Annotated in this window: 12 protein-coding genes; 5 read left to right on the forward strand and 7 right to left on the reverse strand. The window is 64.0% G+C overall.

Annotated features, from left to right (window positions below; all coding sequences use genetic code 11):
• Positions 1-10: 10 nt before the first annotated feature.
• The 3 genes from EV678_RS05160 to EV678_RS05170 are packed head-to-tail and all read right to left on the reverse strand — an operon-like array spanning position 11 to position 3107.
• The gene (locus EV678_RS05160; RefSeq protein WP_014238043.1) at positions 11-568 is read right to left on the reverse strand and encodes an NADH-quinone oxidoreductase subunit B family protein; all 558 of its coding nucleotides are present in this window, start codon (positions 566-568) and stop codon (positions 11-13) included.
• Positions 565-1278, reverse strand: coding sequence for a 2Fe-2S iron-sulfur cluster-binding protein (locus tag EV678_RS05165; RefSeq protein WP_014238044.1), 714 nt, complete (start codon positions 1276-1278; stop codon positions 565-567). The genes EV678_RS05160 and EV678_RS05165 overlap by 4 nt, the downstream gene beginning before the upstream one ends.
• Positions 1275-3107, reverse strand: coding sequence for an NAD(P)H-dependent oxidoreductase subunit E (locus EV678_RS05170; RefSeq protein WP_232058831.1), 1833 nt, complete (start codon positions 3105-3107; stop codon positions 1275-1277). Before EV678_RS05170 ends, EV678_RS05165 begins: the two co-directional genes overlap by 4 nt.
• A 265-nt stretch (positions 3108-3372) precedes the next feature.
• Here EV678_RS05170 and fabI point away from each other — a divergent pair, with 265 nt between their 5' ends.
• From fabI to EV678_RS05195, 5 genes are all read left to right on the forward strand, one after another.
• Positions 3373-4137, forward strand: coding sequence for an enoyl-ACP reductase FabI (gene fabI / locus EV678_RS05175; RefSeq protein ID WP_014238046.1), 765 nt, complete (start codon positions 3373-3375; stop codon positions 4135-4137).
• Positions 4138-4168: 31 nt separating this feature from the next.
• On the forward strand, positions 4169-5581 hold the full coding sequence (locus EV678_RS05180) for a bifunctional enoyl-CoA hydratase/phosphate acetyltransferase (protein ID WP_014238047.1): 1413 nt from the start codon (positions 4169-4171) through the stop codon (positions 5579-5581).
• Complete coding sequence (locus EV678_RS05185; protein ID WP_014238048.1) at positions 5578-6771, forward strand: acetate/propionate family kinase; 1194 nt, start codon at positions 5578-5580, stop codon at positions 6769-6771. The genes EV678_RS05180 and EV678_RS05185 overlap by 4 nt, the downstream gene beginning before the upstream one ends.
• A 372-nt stretch (positions 6772-7143) precedes the next feature.
• On the forward strand, positions 7144-10053 hold the full coding sequence (locus EV678_RS05190; protein ID WP_014238049.1) for an adenosylcobalamin-dependent ribonucleoside-diphosphate reductase: 2910 nt from the start codon (positions 7144-7146) through the stop codon (positions 10051-10053).
• 116 nt (positions 10054-10169) lie between these two features.
• Complete coding sequence (locus EV678_RS05195) at positions 10170-11333, forward strand: GGDEF domain-containing protein (RefSeq protein WP_014238050.1); 1164 nt, start codon at positions 10170-10172, stop codon at positions 11331-11333.
• 61 nt (positions 11334-11394) lie between these two features.
• Here the strand turns inward: EV678_RS05195 and EV678_RS05200 are convergent, their stop codons facing one another.
• The 4 genes from EV678_RS05200 to nuoL all read right to left on the reverse strand — a co-directional run bounded on the left by EV678_RS05200 (position 11395) and on the right by nuoL (position 17066).
• Complete coding sequence (locus EV678_RS05200; protein ID WP_130458753.1) at positions 11395-11964, reverse strand: NUDIX domain-containing protein; 570 nt, start codon at positions 11962-11964, stop codon at positions 11395-11397.
• Positions 11965-12049: 85 nt separating this feature from the next.
• Positions 12050-13528: an NADH-quinone oxidoreductase subunit NuoN gene (gene nuoN / locus EV678_RS05205; protein ID WP_014238052.1), complete on the reverse strand. Its 1479-nt coding sequence runs from the start codon at positions 13526-13528 to the stop codon at positions 12050-12052.
• Positions 13529-13539: 11 nt separating this feature from the next.
• Entirely contained in the window at positions 13540-15021 is a 1482-nt protein-coding gene (locus EV678_RS05210; protein ID WP_014238053.1) for an NADH-quinone oxidoreductase subunit M, read from the reverse strand.
• A 20-nt stretch (positions 15022-15041) separates the two neighbouring features.
• Positions 15042-17066 carry an NADH-quinone oxidoreductase subunit L gene (gene nuoL, locus EV678_RS05215; protein WP_130458754.1) on the reverse strand — a complete coding sequence of 675 codons (2025 nt, stop codon included), beginning with the start codon at positions 17064-17066 and terminating at the stop codon, positions 15042-15044.
• Positions 17067-17069 lie beyond the last annotated feature (3 nt).

Raw genomic sequence — 17069 nt, forward strand, 5'->3', positions numbered from 1 at the left:
TGGGCAAGCCTCAGTCGAAACGCAGGATGGGATGGGAAAGCCGGGGCGTGTGGCCGGCGATGAGGTCCGTCAGGAACTTCCAGATGGCCTCCCCCGAGGGCGGGCAGCCGGGAATGAAGTAATCCACCCGCACCACTTCGTGGATGGGATGGACCTTGTCCAGCAGCAGGGGCAGTTCCGGGTCGTTGGGTACCTGGCCGCCGGGCAGGGATTCGACGCCGATGCAGGTGTGGTAGACCTCCTGCAGGCACTGGCCCACGTCCAGGTGGTTGCGCTGGGCCGGCAGGCCGCCGGTGACGGCGCAGGCGCCGAGGGCGATGAGGATCTTGCAGTGCTTGCGGAATTCCCGCAGCACATGGACATTCTCCGCATTGCAGACGCCGCCTTCGATGATGCCGATGTCGCAGGGGCCGCAGTGCTTGATGTCGGTCAGGGGCGAACGGTCGAATTCCACCAGTTCCACCAGTTCCAGCAGGTGCTCGTCGATGTCGAGGAAGGACATGTGGCAGCCGAAGCACCCGGCCAGGGAGGTGGTGGCGACCCGCAGCTTGCGTCCGGAAACGATCATTTTTCCACCTCTTCCATGGCTACCACGCTGATCGGCTTGGCGTCGTAGTCCCGCTCGCCGATGGGCCTGGCAAAGCCCTGGCGCTTGTGCAGGATGACGCCCACGGGACAGATGTTGGCCGCCCGGTCGCTGGCGGCAAAATCCGTGTCGGCCAGGCGGCCGCTTTCCGCATTGACCACCAGGTGCTTGTGGATGCCCCGGTCGGTGAGGGCGAAGATGTTCTTGCCGTCGATGTCCCGGCTGGCCCGCACGCACAGCTCGCAGAAGATGCAGCGGTTGAAGTCCAGCAGGACGTCCGGATGGGAGGCATCCACCGGCCGGTTGGGATAGAAATGGTTGAAATGGGCGGAGAGCATTTCCAGGTCGTAGGCCAGGGCCTGCAACTGGCAGTTGCCGCTCTTCTCGCAGGAGGGACAGAAATGGTTGCCCTCGACGAACAGCATCTGCAGCAGGGCCCGCCGCTCGCCGTTCATCTCCGGGGTGTTGCTCTCCACCTCCATGCCTTCCTTGGCCGGCATGGCGCAGGAGGAGACGTGGCGTCCGCCCACCTTGACGATGCACAGCTTGCAGGAACCGTGGGCCGGGAAATCCGGATGCCAGCACAGGTGGGGAATGTAGTGGCCGGCCTGGCGGGCGGCCTCCAGGATGGTCTGGCCGTCCTGGAAGACCACCGGTTTGCCGTCCAGCAGGAATTTCTTGGTATCGCTCATCGGTGGGCCTCCACGGAACTCAGGTGGGCGTCGGCATCGTCGCGCCCGGTCATGCGCCGGGCCTCGGCCAGGGACTGGTCCAGGTCGAAGGCGGGGGCGAAATCCAGGGACTGGAGCCGACGCTCGTAGGCGGGGCGGAACTTGATCAGGGTCTCCACCACCGGGTTGGCGGCGGCCAGGCCCAGACCGCAGTGGCTGGCGGCCTTGAGCAGGCGGTTGATCCACTCGATGTCGGCCAGGTCGTACTTGGCGCCGTGGCCGGTGGCCAGCTTGTCCATGAAGTTCTGCAGCAGGGAAGTGCCGACCCGGCAGGGGGTGCAGAAGCCACAGCTCTCGTGGGCGAAGAAGTGGACGAAATTGCGCGCCACCTCGAAGAGGTCCCGGCTGGTATCGAAGATCATGAAGGAACCGGCCGTCGGCACGTCCTCGTAGGCAATGCCCCGGTGGAACTCGTAGGACGCCAGGCAGGTGCCCGAAGCGCCGCCCACCTGGACCGCCTGCACGTCGGTGGCGCCGCAATCCTCCAGGATCTGCTCGATGGAAACGCCGAAGGGATACTCGTAGATGCCGGGAAAGGCGCAGTCGCCGGATATGGAGAGGAGCTTGGTGCCGGTGGACTGGGCGGTGCCGACGGCGGCGAAGCGCTCGGCTCCTTCCAGGGCGATCAGCACCGTCTTGGCCAGGGTTTCCACGTTATTGACCACCGTGGGCCGCCCCAGATAGCCCTTGATCACCGGGAAGGGCGGACGGATGCGGGGCGTGCCCCGCTTGCCCTCGAGGGACTCGATCAGGGCTGTTTCCTCGCCGCAGACATAGGCGCCGGCCCCCAGATGGATCTCGATGTCGAAATCGAAACCGGCCTGGCCCCGGATGCCCTGCCCCAGCAGCCCGGCCTCGCGACGGCGCTGCAGGGCTGCCTCCAGGGGCTCCAGCAGGTAGCGGTATTCGCCCCGCAGGTAGAGGAAGCCCTGGCGGGCACCGGTGGCATAGGCCGCCAGGGTCATGCCCTCGAAGACATGGTCCGGATAGGAGGTCAGCAGCACCCGGTCCTTGAAGGTGCCGGGCTCGCCTTCGTCCGCGTTGCAGACGATGACCCGCTCCTCGCCGGGTGCGTTGCGGCAGGCCTCCCACTTGACCCCGGTGGTGAAGCCGGCGCCGCCACGGCCGCGCAGGCTGGACTTCTGCACCTCGCCCAGCCAGGCCTCGGGCCCCAGGGCCATGGCCGCCGCCAGGGCAGCCCCCGGCTCCAGCACGGTATTGAGCAAATCGTCCTTGCGGCGGATGTTGTCCTCCACCCGGAAGTATTCCTGGGGCCACAGGGACAGGGGCCGGCGGGAACGGATCAGCTCGCAGATTTCATTGACGCGCTGGTGGGTGAGGCGGGTGATGGGGCGGCCATTGACCAGCAGGGCCGGGCCCTGGTCGCACATGCCGGTACAGGAGGTGACATCCACCGAGACCAGGCCGTCTTCCGACACCTTGCCCTGTTCGACCCACAGCTTCTGGCACATGGTGCCGAGCAGGTCCAGGTTGCCCAGGAGGCGGTCGGTGGCGTTGTCGGAAAAGAGCACCCGGTATTTGCCCACCGGCTGCAGATGGAGAAAGGAGTAGAAGCCGGCCACGCCCTCGACCCGGGCCCGGGGCAGCTTCAGGGCGGCGGCGATGGCGGTGAGGGCGGGAGGGGGGATGTAGCCCACCTGTTCCTGCACTTCCCGGAGAATTTGCAGCAGTTGGGTGGGGTCCCGGCGGCGTTTGCTCAAAACCGCCTCGAGGACTGCATCCAGAGAATTGGCAATCGGTTCCAAAATCCCTCCCCCTTGTAAGGTCATGCCGGAGGATTATAGGTATGGTCAATGCAAAAACGTTGACACAGCGCAAGCCGCTGTAACGGGGACGTCATCGGAACGAAATACCGGCTTATCCCTCGTCCGCTAAGGTCCTACTGCCACTAGGCCTTGATCTAGGTCAAAATCGATATGCTGCACCGCAACACAAAATGCGGCATGATAACGAAAACAGGATTGCAATAACGGCCCCGGTCCAGACTGGACGCCGGATGGTTCACCTTCATTCAACTAACCTGGAGTTCTGCAAATGTTCAACCTCAACGGCAAAAAAGGCCTGGTCGTCGGTATCGCCAACAACAAGAGCATTGCCTACGGCTGCGCCAAGGCTTTCAACATCTGCGGCGCCGAACTGGCGGTCACCTACCTGAATGAAAAGGCCGAACCCCACGTGCGCCCCCTGGCCGAACTGCTGGCCGCCCCCCTGGTGCTGCCCCTGGACGTGGAACAGGACGATCAGCTGGCAGCTGTTTTCGCCGCCATCGAACAGAAGTGGGGCAAGCTGGACTTCCTCCTGCACTCCATCGCCTTCGCCCCCAAGGAAGACCTGCACGGCCGGGTGGTGGACTGCTCCCGCCAGGGCTTCCTGCGGGCCATCGACATTTCCTGCCACTCCTTCATCCGCATGGCCAAGCTGGCCGAGCCCCTGATGAAGGACGGCGGCTCCCTGCTGACCATGAGCTACCTGGGCGCCGATGAAGTGGTGGACAACTACGGCATGATGGGCCCGGTGAAGGCCGCCCTGCAGGCTTCCACCCGCTACCTGGCCACCGAGCTGGGCCCCAAGGGCATCCGGGTGCACGCCATCTCCCCGGGCCCCCTGGCCACCCGCGCCGCCTCCGGCATCGCCCACTTCGACGACCTGATGAAGGACGCCGTGGAACGGGCCCCCCTGCACCGTCTGGTCTCCATCGACGACGTCGGCGCCCTGGCCGCCTACCTGTGCAGCGATGTGGCGAAGACCCTGACCGGCGGTACCATCTACATCGACGGTGGCTACAACATCGTCGGCTAAGAGCTCCACACAATCAAAAACGGGAGGCGCCATGCACGCTGAGCACACCGAGCAGTACATCGAAAACAAGACTTTCGACGAAATCCAGGTGGGAGACTCTTCCACCCTGATCCGGACCCTGCGTCCGGAAGACATCAAGCTGTTCGCCATCATGTCGGGGGATGTGAATCCCTCCGTGGTGGACCCGGAATTCGCCCAGAGCGGCATTTTCCGGGAGGTGGTGGCCCATGGCATGTGGAGCGGCGCCCTCATTTCCACCGTGCTCGGCACCCAGTTCCCGGGGCCGGGCACCATCTACATCGACCAGTCCCTGCACTTCTCCCGGCCGGTGACCATCGGCGACACGGTGACCATCACCATCACCGCCAAGCAGAAGTTCGACCATAACAAGCACATCCTCTTCGACTGCCAATGCACCAACCAGGAAGGCCTGCAGGTGGTGAGCGGCACCGCCGAGGTGCTGGCGCCGACGGAGAAGATCCGCCGCGAGCGGGTGCATCTGCCCGAATTCACCATCAGCGACAAGGAAGCCCGCTACCAGGCCCTGCTGGCCACCGCCGCCGGCCTGGAACCCATTCCCGTGGCCGTGGCCCATCCCTGCGATGCTGAATCCCTGAAGGGTCCCATCTTCGCCGCCCGGGCCGGCCTCATCGAACCCTTCCTGGTGGGGCCGGAGGCCAAGATCCGCTCCGTCGCCGAAGAGAACGGCCTGGACCTGACCGGCATCCGCATCGTCAATACCCGCCATAGCCACGAATCCGCCGCCATGGCCGTGACCCTGGTGCGCAACGGCGACTGCGAGGCCCTGATGAAGGGCAGCCTGCACACCGACGAGCTGATGGGCGAGGTGGTATCCCGGGCCAACGGCCTGCGCACCTCCCGCCGCATCTCCCACGTCTTCTACATGGACGTGCCCACCTATCCCAAGCCCATCATGATCACCGATGCGGCCATCAATATCGCGCCGACCCTGGAAGACAAGGTGGACATCATCCAGAATGCCATCGACCTCTTCCACATCCTGGGCAACCCGGAACCCAAGGTGGCCATCCTGTCCGCCGTGGAGACGGTCAATCCCAAGATCCAGTCCACCCTGGACGCCGCCGCCCTGTGCAAGATGGCCGACCGGGGCCAGATCAAGGGCGGCCTGCTGGACGGCCCCCTGGCCTTCGACAACGCCGTTTCCCTGGTGGCTGCCAAGACCAAGGGCATCAAGTCCGCCGTCGCCGGCCAGGCCGACATCCTGGTAGTGCCTGACCTGGAGTCCGGCAACATGGTGGCCAAGCAGCTGGAATACCTGGCCAACGCCCTTTCCGCCGGCGTCGTGCTGGGTGCCAAGTGCCCCATCGTGCTGACCTCCCGCGCCGATACCGCCGAGACCCGCACCGCCTCCTGCGCCATCGCCGCCCTGATGGCCCACGCCTACCGGAAGCAGAACCAATGACCCGCGCCGTCCTCACCCTCAACGCCGGCTCCTCCTCCATCAAGTTCTCCCTCTACGAGCTGGAGAACGGCGGCGGCATCGCTGCGGAACCCGTGCTCTCCGGCCAGATCGACGGCATCGGCGTCAAGGCCCACATCAAGGCCAAGGACGACAAGGGCAAGAAGCTGGACGACGTGGACATCCCGCTCCAGGGCGATGCGGAAAGCCAGCACCACGAGGCCCTGGAGTTCCTCATCTCCTGGCTGCACGACCATGAAAAGGGCTGGAAGATCGTGGCCGTGGGCCACCGGGTGGTCCATGGCGGCGAGCGCTATTCGCGCCCCATGAAGCTCGACGACAACATCATCGAGCACCTGACCCGGCTCATTCCCCTGGCGCCCCTGCACCAGCCCCACAACCTGGACGGCGTCGATGCCCTGCGCACCATGATGCCGGAAGTGCCCCAGGTGGCCTGTTTCGACACCGCCTTCCACCGTACCCAGGCCCCCGTGGCCCAGGCCTTTGCCCTGCCCCGCTGGATCACCGGCGAAGGGGTCAAACGCTACGGCTTCCACGGCCTCTCCTACGAGTACATCGCCCGGGTGCTGCCGGACTACTCGCCCCGGGCCAATGGCCGGGTGGTGGTGGCCCACCTGGGCAACGGCGCCTCCATGTGCGGCATGGTGGATCGCAAGAGCCAGGTGTCCACCATGGGCTTCACCGCGGTCGAGGGCCTGATGATGGGCACCCGTACCGGCGCCCTGGACCCGGGCGTGATGCTGTACCTGATGGAAAACAAGGGCATGGACGTGAAGGCCCTGACCAAGCTGCTGTACAAGGAGTCGGGCCTGCTCGGCGTTTCCGGCATTTCCCCGGACATGCGCACCCTGCTGGCCAGCGACAAGCCGGAAGCCAAGGAGGCGGTGGATCTCTTCTGCTACCGCGTGGTGCGGGAGCTGGGTTCCCTGGCGGCCGCCATCGGCGGCATCGACGCCCTGGTGTTCACCGGCGGCATCGGCGAGCACGCAGCCGAAGTGCGCCGTCGCGTCTGTCTGCAGGCCTCCTGGCTGGGCATCAGCATCGACGAATCGGCCAACGCTCTGCACGCCAACCGCATCAGCGAACCCCGCAGCACCGTGGACGTGCTGGTCATCCCCACCAACGAGGAATGGATGATCGCCCGCCACACCGCCACCCTGCTCAACCTGTAATAGCCGCAACACCCCTCGGCGGTCCGGACTCCCGGACCGCCACCGCCGCCCTTGGACGGCCCCGGCCATCGGCCAATCTCCCCACCGGATTTTGCGACCGGACTACCCCGGACCACCCCCTCCTCCCCCGCCCGCCCCCTAGGTATTTTTTGTTCCACCGGCTGCAAACGGAACCACAGTTTTATTGTCAAAAAATGTGCCAATCCTGATTTTTCCAGCCTTTCCGCGAACCACCCCGGGAACAGCGCAACAACTACATCTAGTCAAGCATTTGCCTAGCACCACTACATGTAGTAGCTTTACCTCCCATTCGACTCCGGACTACCGGGGCATATTACCAACCGCATACCCACATTTTTGGAGAGGAAACCCATGAATCAGGTCGCCGAACAGCTCTCCCTGTCCGCCATTCCCGAAGCACCCGAATTTGCCCCGCTGCCCGAGCAGGAAATCTCCACCGAAGTGCTGGTGGAAAAGTACGCCAAGGGCAAGGAAATGAACGTGCATGACGTGCGCCGCCGCGTTGCCCGCGCCCTGGCCGCCGTCGAACACGAGAAGGACCGGGCCAAGTGGGAAGAAAAATTTCTCTGGGCCCAGGAAAACGGTTTCGTCCCCGCTGGCCGCATCAACTCCGCCGCCGGCACCGATCTCGCCGCCACCCTGATCAACTGCTTCGTGCAGCCCGTCGGCGACTCCATCGTCGAAGTGGTGGACGGCCGCCCCGGCATCTACACCGCCCTGGCCCAGGCCGCCGAGACCATGCGCCGCGGTGGCGGCGTCGGCTACGACTTCTCCTCCATCCGCCCCGTGGGCGCCCAGGTCAAGGGCACCCAGTCCCGTGCCTCCGGCCCCGTCTCCTACATGCGCGTCTTCGACCGCTCCTGCGAGACCGTGGAATCCGCCGGCGCCCGCCGCGGCGCCCAGATGGGCGTGCTGCGCTGCGACCATCCGGACATCGAGGACTTCATCCACGCCAAGGACAAGGGCGACCTGACCAACTTCAACATCTCCCTGGGCGTCACCGATGCCTTCATGCAGGCAGTGGAAGCCGACGGCGAGGTGGAACTGGTGCACAAGGCCGAACCCAACGCCGACATGAAGTCCCAGGGCGCCTTCCAGCGCGAGGACGGCATGTGGGTCTATCGCAAGGTACGGGCCCGGGACCTGTGGGACCAGGTGATGAAGTCCACCTACGACCACGCCGAACCCGGCATCCTCTTCCTGGACCGCATCAACAAGGACAACAACCTCAATTACTGCGAGCAGATCGAGGCCACCAACCCCTGCGCCGAACAGCCCCTGCCGCCCTACGGCTGCTGCTGCCTGGGTTCCATCAACCTGACCCTGTTCGTCAAGAACGCCTTCTCCGAACAGGCCGAGTTCGACTTCGACGCTTTCGGTGAAGTGATCAAGGTGTCCACCCGCATGCTGGACAACGTGCTGGACGCCACCCACTGGCCCCTGGAACGGCAGAAGGAAGAAGCCGCCAACAAGCGCCGCATCGGCCTCGGCTTCACCGGCCTGGGCGACGCCCTGGCCATGCTGCGCCTGCGCTACGACCGGGCCGAAGCCCGGGCCATGGCCTCCCGCATTTCCGAATTCATGCGCGACACCGCCTACCTGACCTCCGTGGAAATGGCCAAGGAACGGGGCGCCTTCCCCCTCTTCAACGCCGAGCTGTATCTCTCCGGCGGCAACTTTGCCTCCCGCCTGCCCAACGAGGTCAAGGCCGAAATCCGCAAGCACGGCCTGCGCAATTCCCACCTGCTGTCCATCGCCCCCACCGGCACCATTTCCCTGGCCTTCGCCGACAATGCCTCCAACGGCATCGAGCCGCCCTTCTCCTGGACCTACAACCGGAAGAAGCGCATGCCCGACGGCACCCTGAAGGAATACGCGGTGGAAGACTACGCCTGGCGCCTTTACAAGCACCAGGGCGGCAATGTGGAAAAGCTGCCCGACTACTTCGTCACCGCCCTGGAAATTTCCGCCGCCGCCCACAAGGACATGGTGGCGGCCGTCGCCCCCTACATCGATACCGCCATCTCCAAGACGGTGAACGTGCCCGGCGACTACCCCTACGAGGATTTCCAGGACCTCTACGTGGAAGCCTGGAAGTCCGGCCTCAAGGGCCTGGCCACCTACCGGCCCAACAGCATCCTGGGCTCCGTGCTCTCCGTCGAGCCGACCAAGGCCCAGGCCCAGGCTGAAGAGGAAAAGAATCACCCCCAGGATTTCGTCTCCGACGCCAACCGCCGCCTCTCCATCAAGAACCTGCCGGCCCCCGTGCTGGCCTCCCTGCGCTGGCCAGGCCGCCCCACCCTGCCGGAAGGCAACATGGCCTGGACCTACATGCTCGATTACCCCCAGGGCAAGTTCGCCCTCTTCGTCGGCCATGTGGAGCAGGAAGAGGAAGGCGCCCCGCGCCGCTCCTGGCCCTTCGAGATCTGGGTGAACGGTCCCGACGTGCCCCGCGGCCTGGGTGCCGTGGCCAAGACCCTGTCCATGGACATGCGGGCCAATGACCGGGGCCTGCTGGAAATGAAGCTGGATGCCCTGGCCAAGACCCCGGGCGACGCTTTCGACCTGCCCTTCCCGCCCCACGGCGAGCACAAGCGCATGCCCTCCATCGTTTCCGCCATGGCCCAGGTGATCCACTGGCGTGTGGAGCAGCTGGGTGCCATGAAGCACGAAGGCCCGACTCCGGTGGTGGACGCCATGTTCAGCGCCAAGGAACCGAAGACCGGCACCGACGGCACCCTGTCCTGGACGGTGGATGTCTTCAACCCGACCACCGGCGAAGACTTCGTCCTGGGCCTGAAGGAAATCACCCTGCCCGACGGCGTCACCCGCCCCTACTCCATGTGGCTCTCCGGCAACTATCCGCGCGCCCTGGACGGCCTGTGCAAGCTGCTCTCCCTCGACATGCGGGTGGTGGACCCGGCCTGGATCGGCATGAAGCTGCGCAAGCTGCTGGACTACCCGGAACCCCTGGGCGACTTCATGGCCTTCGTGCCCGGCACCCGCCGCCAGACCAACTACCCGTCCACGGTGGCTTACCTGGCCCAGCTCATCATCCACCGCTACGCCATGCTCGGCATCCTCGACGAGCAGGGCGTGCCCCTGCAGCAGATGGGCATCCTGGAAGCGCCGGAAGAAGCCTCCAACAGCGTTCGCCCCACCCAGGGCAAGCTGTGCAGCGAATGCGGCAATACCACGGTCATCAAAAAGGATGGCTGCGAATTCTGCACCGCCTGCGGCGCCGTGGGCTCCTGCGGCTAAGCGCAGCGCAACAATTTGATGCTATCCTCTCGGGCAGCCTGCGGGCTGCCCTTGTTTTTGGGGCACCGTACAACCAACAACACGACAGGCTACATCGAGACAAAAGACCCTTTTTCATGACCAGTCGACTTGCACATATCGTCTGGCACCGCCTCACCGGCCTCATGCCCGGCGAGCTGAACCAGGCCGAGCTGGCCTGGCTGGTGTCACCCCATTTCCACCTCACTCTGCTCTCCCGGCGGCGTGCGACCATGATCGTGAACCGGGTGCGCCTGTTCGCCTTCCTCTTCGCCGTCCTGACGCCCCTGTGGAGCATCATCGACTACCTGGTCTTCCCCTTCCCATTGTGGTTCGCCCTGGCCTCCATGCGCATCCTGGCCAGCGTCGCCTTTGCCCTGCTGGTGCTCTACTACCGCCCCTCCGGCAGCCTCACGGACGCCTACCGGGCCATGGCCATATTGTTTGCCATCCCCACCGTCTTCTACGTCGCCACCCACCAGTTGCTGGTCAATTACCAGCTGACCGGCATGCAGGCCGCCATCGGTGCCGGCTACGCCTTCCTGCCCTTCGTCCTGCTGGCGGGACTCTCCATCTTCCCCCTGACCCTGCTGGAGAACATCCTCTTCGCCCTGCCCATGCTGCTGGCCCAGGCCGTCTCCGGCATCATCAGCTGGGCCACCCTGGACTGGCCGTCCTTTGCCGGCGCCTTCTGGCTGCTGACCCTGATCACCGGTGTCTCCACCCTGGCCGGACTATCCCAGCTCGCCTTCATGATCGCCCTGGTGCGCCAGGCCGTGCGTGATCCCCTCACCGGCATTTTCTCCCGCCGCAGCGGCGAGGAAGTGCTGGAACTCCAGTTCATCATCTCCACCCGCAGCAACGCTCCCCTGGCCATCGCCTTCCTCGACCTGGACAACTTCAAGGCCGTCAATGACCGCTATGGCCACGAGGCCGGCGACAGCGTCCTGGTGGGCGCCACCGACTCCATTTCGAACAATCTGCGCCGGGGCGACATGCTGGCCCGCTGGGGCGGCGAGGAATTCATCCTGATCATGCCCAACACGGACCTGGAACAGGCCCAGCAGGCCATGCGGCGGATGCGCCAGGCCGGCTTCGGCCTGCGTCCGGACGGCTCGCCGGTGACCGCCAGCATCGGCATCGCCGAGCGCCTGGAAGACCAGACCCTGGACTGGAAAACCCTGGTGGAAAAGGCTGACCAGCGCATGTACCGCGCCAAGCAGAGCGGCCGCGACCGGGTGGTCTGCGACGACACCGTCTGAGCAACGGATGATCTCAAGCAAAAGGCCCGCAATTGCGGGCCTTTTGCTTTGGTGAGCTGGATCACCAGCCTTCCTGCAGCACCTTTTCCGCCCAATAGAGGGCGGTGATGGTCTTGGCATCGGTCAGGCGCCCGTCGCGGATGGCGGCGGCAGCCTCCTCCAGGGACATTTCGATCACCTCCAGGTGCTCGCCGTGATCCAACTGGGGAGCAGACTCCCGGATCAGTTCCCGGGCCAGGAATATTTCGATGCGCTCGTTGGAGTAGCCGATGCAGGGATGCATGACCCCCAGATAGCGCCATTGACCCGCGGCATGGCCGGTTTCCTCACGCAGTTCGCGGATGGCGGTCTTCAGTATTTCCTCCCCCGGATCGATCTTGCCGGCAGGCAGTTCGAGGAACACCTGCCCCACCGGGTGGCGGTACTGGCGTTCGAAAAGCAGCTTGCCATTATCGAGCACGGCAATGATCACCACGGCACCGGGATGGACAATGTACTCCCGCACCCCCTCATGGGCGTCCGGCAGACGCACCTGGTCACGGCGAACATCGAGCAGGCGGCCCCGCCAGACCTGCTCGGTACTCAGGGTTTCTTCGACGAGATGGGCATCGGGCTTGGTTTGACGTTCCACGCATGGCTCCGGCAAGGGTTGCAACAAGGAAAAAGAAAACGCCCCGGGGCTGCCGGGGCGTTGCTGAGCGGGGCTGGAAGGCGCCTCAGAGGGAGCGCACCAGGGCCACGGCGCAGAGGTACATCAGGGTCTGGGGGAACAGACCCAGCAGGGCCACGGCCAGGCCGTTGGCGGACAGCAGCAGCTTGGTGTCGAAGCCGGCGGCGATGGGGGTTTCGTCCAGGGGTGCATCGAAGTACATCAGCTTCACCACCCGCAGGTAGTAGAAGGCGCCGATCAGGGAGAACAGCACGGCGGCGATGGCCAGCCACATGTAGCCGGCAGCGACGACCGCCTGCAGCACGGCGAACTTGGCGAAGAAGCCGACGAAGAACGGGATGCCGGCCATGGACAGCATCACCACCATCATCATGCTGGCGAACCAGGGGCTGCGCTTGTTCAGGCCCTTGAAATCGTCCAGGGAGTCGGCCTCGAAACCGGCCCGGGCCAGCAGCAGGATCATGCCGAAGCCGGCCACGCTGGTGATGACGTAGGCCACCATGTAGAACATGGAGGAGCTGTAGGCATTCAGGGCGAAACGGGCATCGCCGCCGACCACACCGGAAACCATGCCGAGCAGCATGAAGCCCATGTGGGAGATGGCGGAATAGGCCAGCATGCGCTTGATGTTGGTCTGGGCGATGGCAGCCAGGTTACCGATGGCCATGGACAGCACGGCCAGGATCATCAGCATCTGCTGCCAGTCGGGCGCCAGGAAGAACAGGCCGTTGACCAGCAGGCGGATGACCATGGCGAAGGCGGCCAGCTTGGGAGCGGAGGCAATGAACAGGGTCACCGGGGTGGGAGCGCCGTGATAGACGTCCGGAATCCACATGTGGAAGGGAACCACGCCCAGCTTGAAGGCGATGCCGGCCACCAGGAACACCAGGCCGAAGACCAGGATGGTCTTGTTGACCGCGCCCTGGGCCAGGGCCTGGGCCACCTGGGTGATTTCCAGGGTGCCGGTGGCACCGTAGACCATGGAAATGCCGTACAGCAGCAGGCCGGAGGCCAGGGCGCCGAGCACGAAGTACTTCATGGCGGCTTCGGTGGCCTGGGTCGAATCCCGGTTCAGGGCGACCATGGCGTAGACCGACAGGGACATCATTTCCAGGCCCAGGTACAGGGTCAGCAGATGGTTGGCGGAAATCATCACCATCATGCCCAGGGTCGCCAGCAGCACCAGGACGTAGAACTCGCCCTTGGCCATGGAGACCCGCTCGGCGATGTAGCCGCGGGCATAGAAGAGCACCACGATGACCGTGAGATCGAGGAACAGCTTCAACAGGTCCGCCATCAGGTCATCGACGAACATGTTGGAGAAGGTATAGGTGATCTCCCCCGTGCTGGTCATGTAGGTGATGGCGGCGCAACCGACCAGGGTCAGCTGGGTCAGCGCGAAGGTCAGGGTGCGGGCCTTGCTCTTGACGAACAGGTCCACAATGAGGATCACGCAGGCCATGGCCAGGATGAAGAGTTCCGGCGCTGCCGGCAGCAGGTCGGGAATAACGAAATTCGTCAGCATGGCGGCTTCCATTATTGGAGTTTGCTCTGGGCCACGTGCTGCAGCAGGTCATTGACCGACGCATGCATCACTTCGGTGAAAGGCAGGGGATACAGGCCCATGCCCAGGACGCACAGGGCCAGGATGGCGAGGAAGAAGAATTCCCGTGCATTGATGTCTTCCAGTTCGGCCACGTGGCTGTTGGCGACGGCGCCGAAAACCACCCGCTTGTACATCCAGAGGGTGTAGGCAGCACCGACGATCATGGTGGTGGCGGCAGCGAAAGCAACCCAGAAGTTGTACTCGACGGCCCCCAGGATCACCATGAACTCGCCGACGAAGCCGGAGGTGGCAGGCAGGCCGGCATTGGCCATGGAGAAGAGCATGAAGAAGGCGGCAAACTTGGGCATGGTGTTCACCACGCCGCCGTAATCGGCGATCTGGCGGCTGTGCATGCGGTCATACAGCACGCCGATGCAAAGGAACATGGCGCCGGAAACGAAGCCGTGGGAAATCATCTGCACCAGCGCACCCTCGACGCCCAGGGGGTTGAGCATGAAGAAGCCCAGGGTGACGAAGCCCATGTGGGCGATGGAGGAGTAGGCCACCAGCTTCTTCATGTCGGCCTGCACCAGGGCAACGAAACCGATGTAGATGACGGCAATGAGGGACAGGCCGATCATCAGGCCGGACAGCTCATGGGATGCATCGGGAGCGATGGGCAGGGAGAAGCGCAGGAAACCGTAGGCACCGAGCTTCAGGGCGATGGCGGCCAGCACCACGGAACCGCCGGTGGGCGCTTCCACGTGGGCATCGGGCAGCCAGGTGTGCACCGGCCACATCGGCACTTTGACTGCGAAGGCCACCAGGAAAGCCAGGAACAGCCAGATCTGGGTGGTCAGATCCAGGGGCAGCTGATGCCAGTCCTGGATGGAGAAGGAACCGCCGGACTGGAAGAAGAGATAGATCAGGGCGATCAGGAAAAGCAGGGAGCCCATCAGGGTGTAGAGGAAGAACTTGATGGCGGCGTAAACCCGGTTGGGGCCGCCCCACATGCCGATGATCAGGTACAGGGGAATCAGGCTGGCCTCGAAGAAGACGTAGAACAGCACGCCGTCCAGGGCACAGAAGATGCCGTTGAGCAGACCGGACATGATCAGGAACGCGGCGTTGTACTGGGCCACCCGCTGCTCGATCACCTTCCAGCCGGCCAGCACCACCAGAATGGTGATGAAGGCGTTGAGGATGACGAAGGGCATGGAAATGCCGTCCACCCCCAGGTGGTAGTTGATGTTGAAGGGAGCGATCCAGGAGGCCTGTTCGACGAACTGCATGGCACTGGTGGCCTTGTCGAAACCGGTATAGAGCGGCAGGGTCACCAGCAGACCCAGGACGGCTCCGAGCAGGGCCAGGCCGCGGGCCAGGGGCGCGTTGCGGTCGGAGCCGGTGAACAACACCACCAGACCGGCCACAATCGGGGTCCAGATGGCGAGAGAGAGCAAGTAACCAGACATATTGATCCCAGTCTTCTAGCTTAGGCGCGGTTAAACCAGAGGGTCAGCAGCACGAACACGCCGATGATCATGGTGAAGGCATAGTGGTAGATGTAGCCGGACTGGAAGAAGCGGACCACGGAAGCGATCGCTCCCACCAGACGGGCGGAACCATTCACCAGCAGACCGTCGATCAGCGCCACGTCACCGCCCTTCCACAGGCCGCGGCCCAGGAGGCGGGCACCGCCGGCAAAGACCACTTCGTTGAACTTGTCGAAGTAGTACTTGTTGTCCAGCAGGGTGTAGATACCGGAGAAACGGGCCTTGATGGCAGCCGGGATGTCGGGGCGCTTCATGTAGAAGAACCAGGACAGGGCAACGCCGGAGAAGGCCAGCCAGAACACCGGGGTGGTCACGGCGTGCAGCGCCATGGCGACGGCACCGTGGAAGTGGTGATGCAGGGCTTCCATCACCGGGTGGGCCTCTTCATTGACGTGGATGACGCCCTTGAAGTAGTCGCCGAAGAGCATGGGCTCGATGGCGATGTAACCGATGATCACGGACGGAATGGCCAGGGCGATCAGGGGCACGGTCACCACCCAGGGAGACTCGTGGGGCTTCTGACCGGGAGCCAGGCCGTGGTGGTGGTCGTCGGCCGGTTCTTCGTCCTCATGGTCGCCATGATGATCGTGGTGAGCCTTGCCGAAGCGTTCCTCGCCGTGGAAGACCAGGAAATACATGCGGAAGGAATAGAAGGCGGTGATGAAGACACCGGCCATGACCGCAAAGTAGGCGTACTTGGCGCCGGCGATGTTGGACAGGGCCACCGCTTCGATGATGGAGTCCTTGGAGTAGAAACCGGCGAAGAAGGGCGTGCCGATGAGGGCCAGGGAACCGATCAGGGACGTGATCCAGGTGATGGGCATGTACTTGCGCAGGCCGCCCATGTTGCGCATGTCCTGGTCGTGGTGCATGCCGATGATGACGGAACCGGCACCGAGGAACAGCAGGGCCTTGAAGAAGGCGTGGGTCATCAGGTGGAAGATGGCCACGGAGTAGGCGGAAGCGCCCAGGGCCACGGTCATGTAACCCAGCTGGGACAGGGTGGAATAGGCCACCACGCGCTTGATGTCGTTCTGGATGATGCCGAGGAAGCCCATGAACAGGGCGGTGGTGGCACCGATCACCAGGACGAAGGACAGGGCCGTGTCGGACAGTTCAAACAGCGGGGACATGCGGGCCACCATGAAGATACCGGCAGTCACCATGGTCGCCGCGTGGATCAGGGCGGAGATGGGGGTCGGGCCTTCCATGGAATCGGGCAGCCACACGTGCAGCGGCACCTGGGCGGATTTGCCCATGGCGCCGATGAACAGGCAGATGCAGGCAACGGTCATGAGGGACCAGTCGGCGGAACCCCAGATGTTGATGGTCTTGTTAGCCAGTTCAGGTGCCTTGGCGAACACGGTGGCGTAGTCCAGGCTGCCGAAATGGGCCAGCACCAGGCCGATGCCGAGGATGAAACCGAAGTCGCCGACCCGGTTCACCAGGAAGGCCTTCATGTTGGCGAAAATGGCGGTGGGGCGGGTGTACCAGAAGCCGATCAGCAGGTAGGAAACCAGGCCCACGGCTTCCCAGCCGAAGAAGAGCTGCATGAAGTTGTTGCTCATCACCAGCATCAGCATGGAGAAGGTGAACAACGAGATGTAGCTGAAGAAGCGGTTGTAGCCGGGGTCTTCCTGCATGTAGCCGATGGTGTAGAGGTGCACCATCAGGGAGACGGAGGTCACCACCAGCATCATGGTCACCGTCAGCTTGTCGATCAGGAAACCCACTTCGAACTTGTATTCGCCGCTGGCCAGCCACTGATAGACGGTGCCGTTGAAACTGTTACCCGCCAGCACGTCCTGGAAGATGACGATGGAGGTGATGAACGCCACGGCCACCCCCAGGATGGTGGCCGTGTGGGCCAGCCAGCGGGGAATGACGCGGCAGAACAGGCCGGCGACGATGGCACCCGCCAGGGGGGCCAGGGGAACCAGCAGATAGAGGCTCTTCATATCCATAGA

This window comes from Azospira oryzae (genome assembly GCF_004217225.1).
In the GTDB taxonomy this organism is placed as follows: domain Bacteria; phylum Pseudomonadota; class Gammaproteobacteria; order Burkholderiales; family Rhodocyclaceae; genus Azospira; species Azospira oryzae.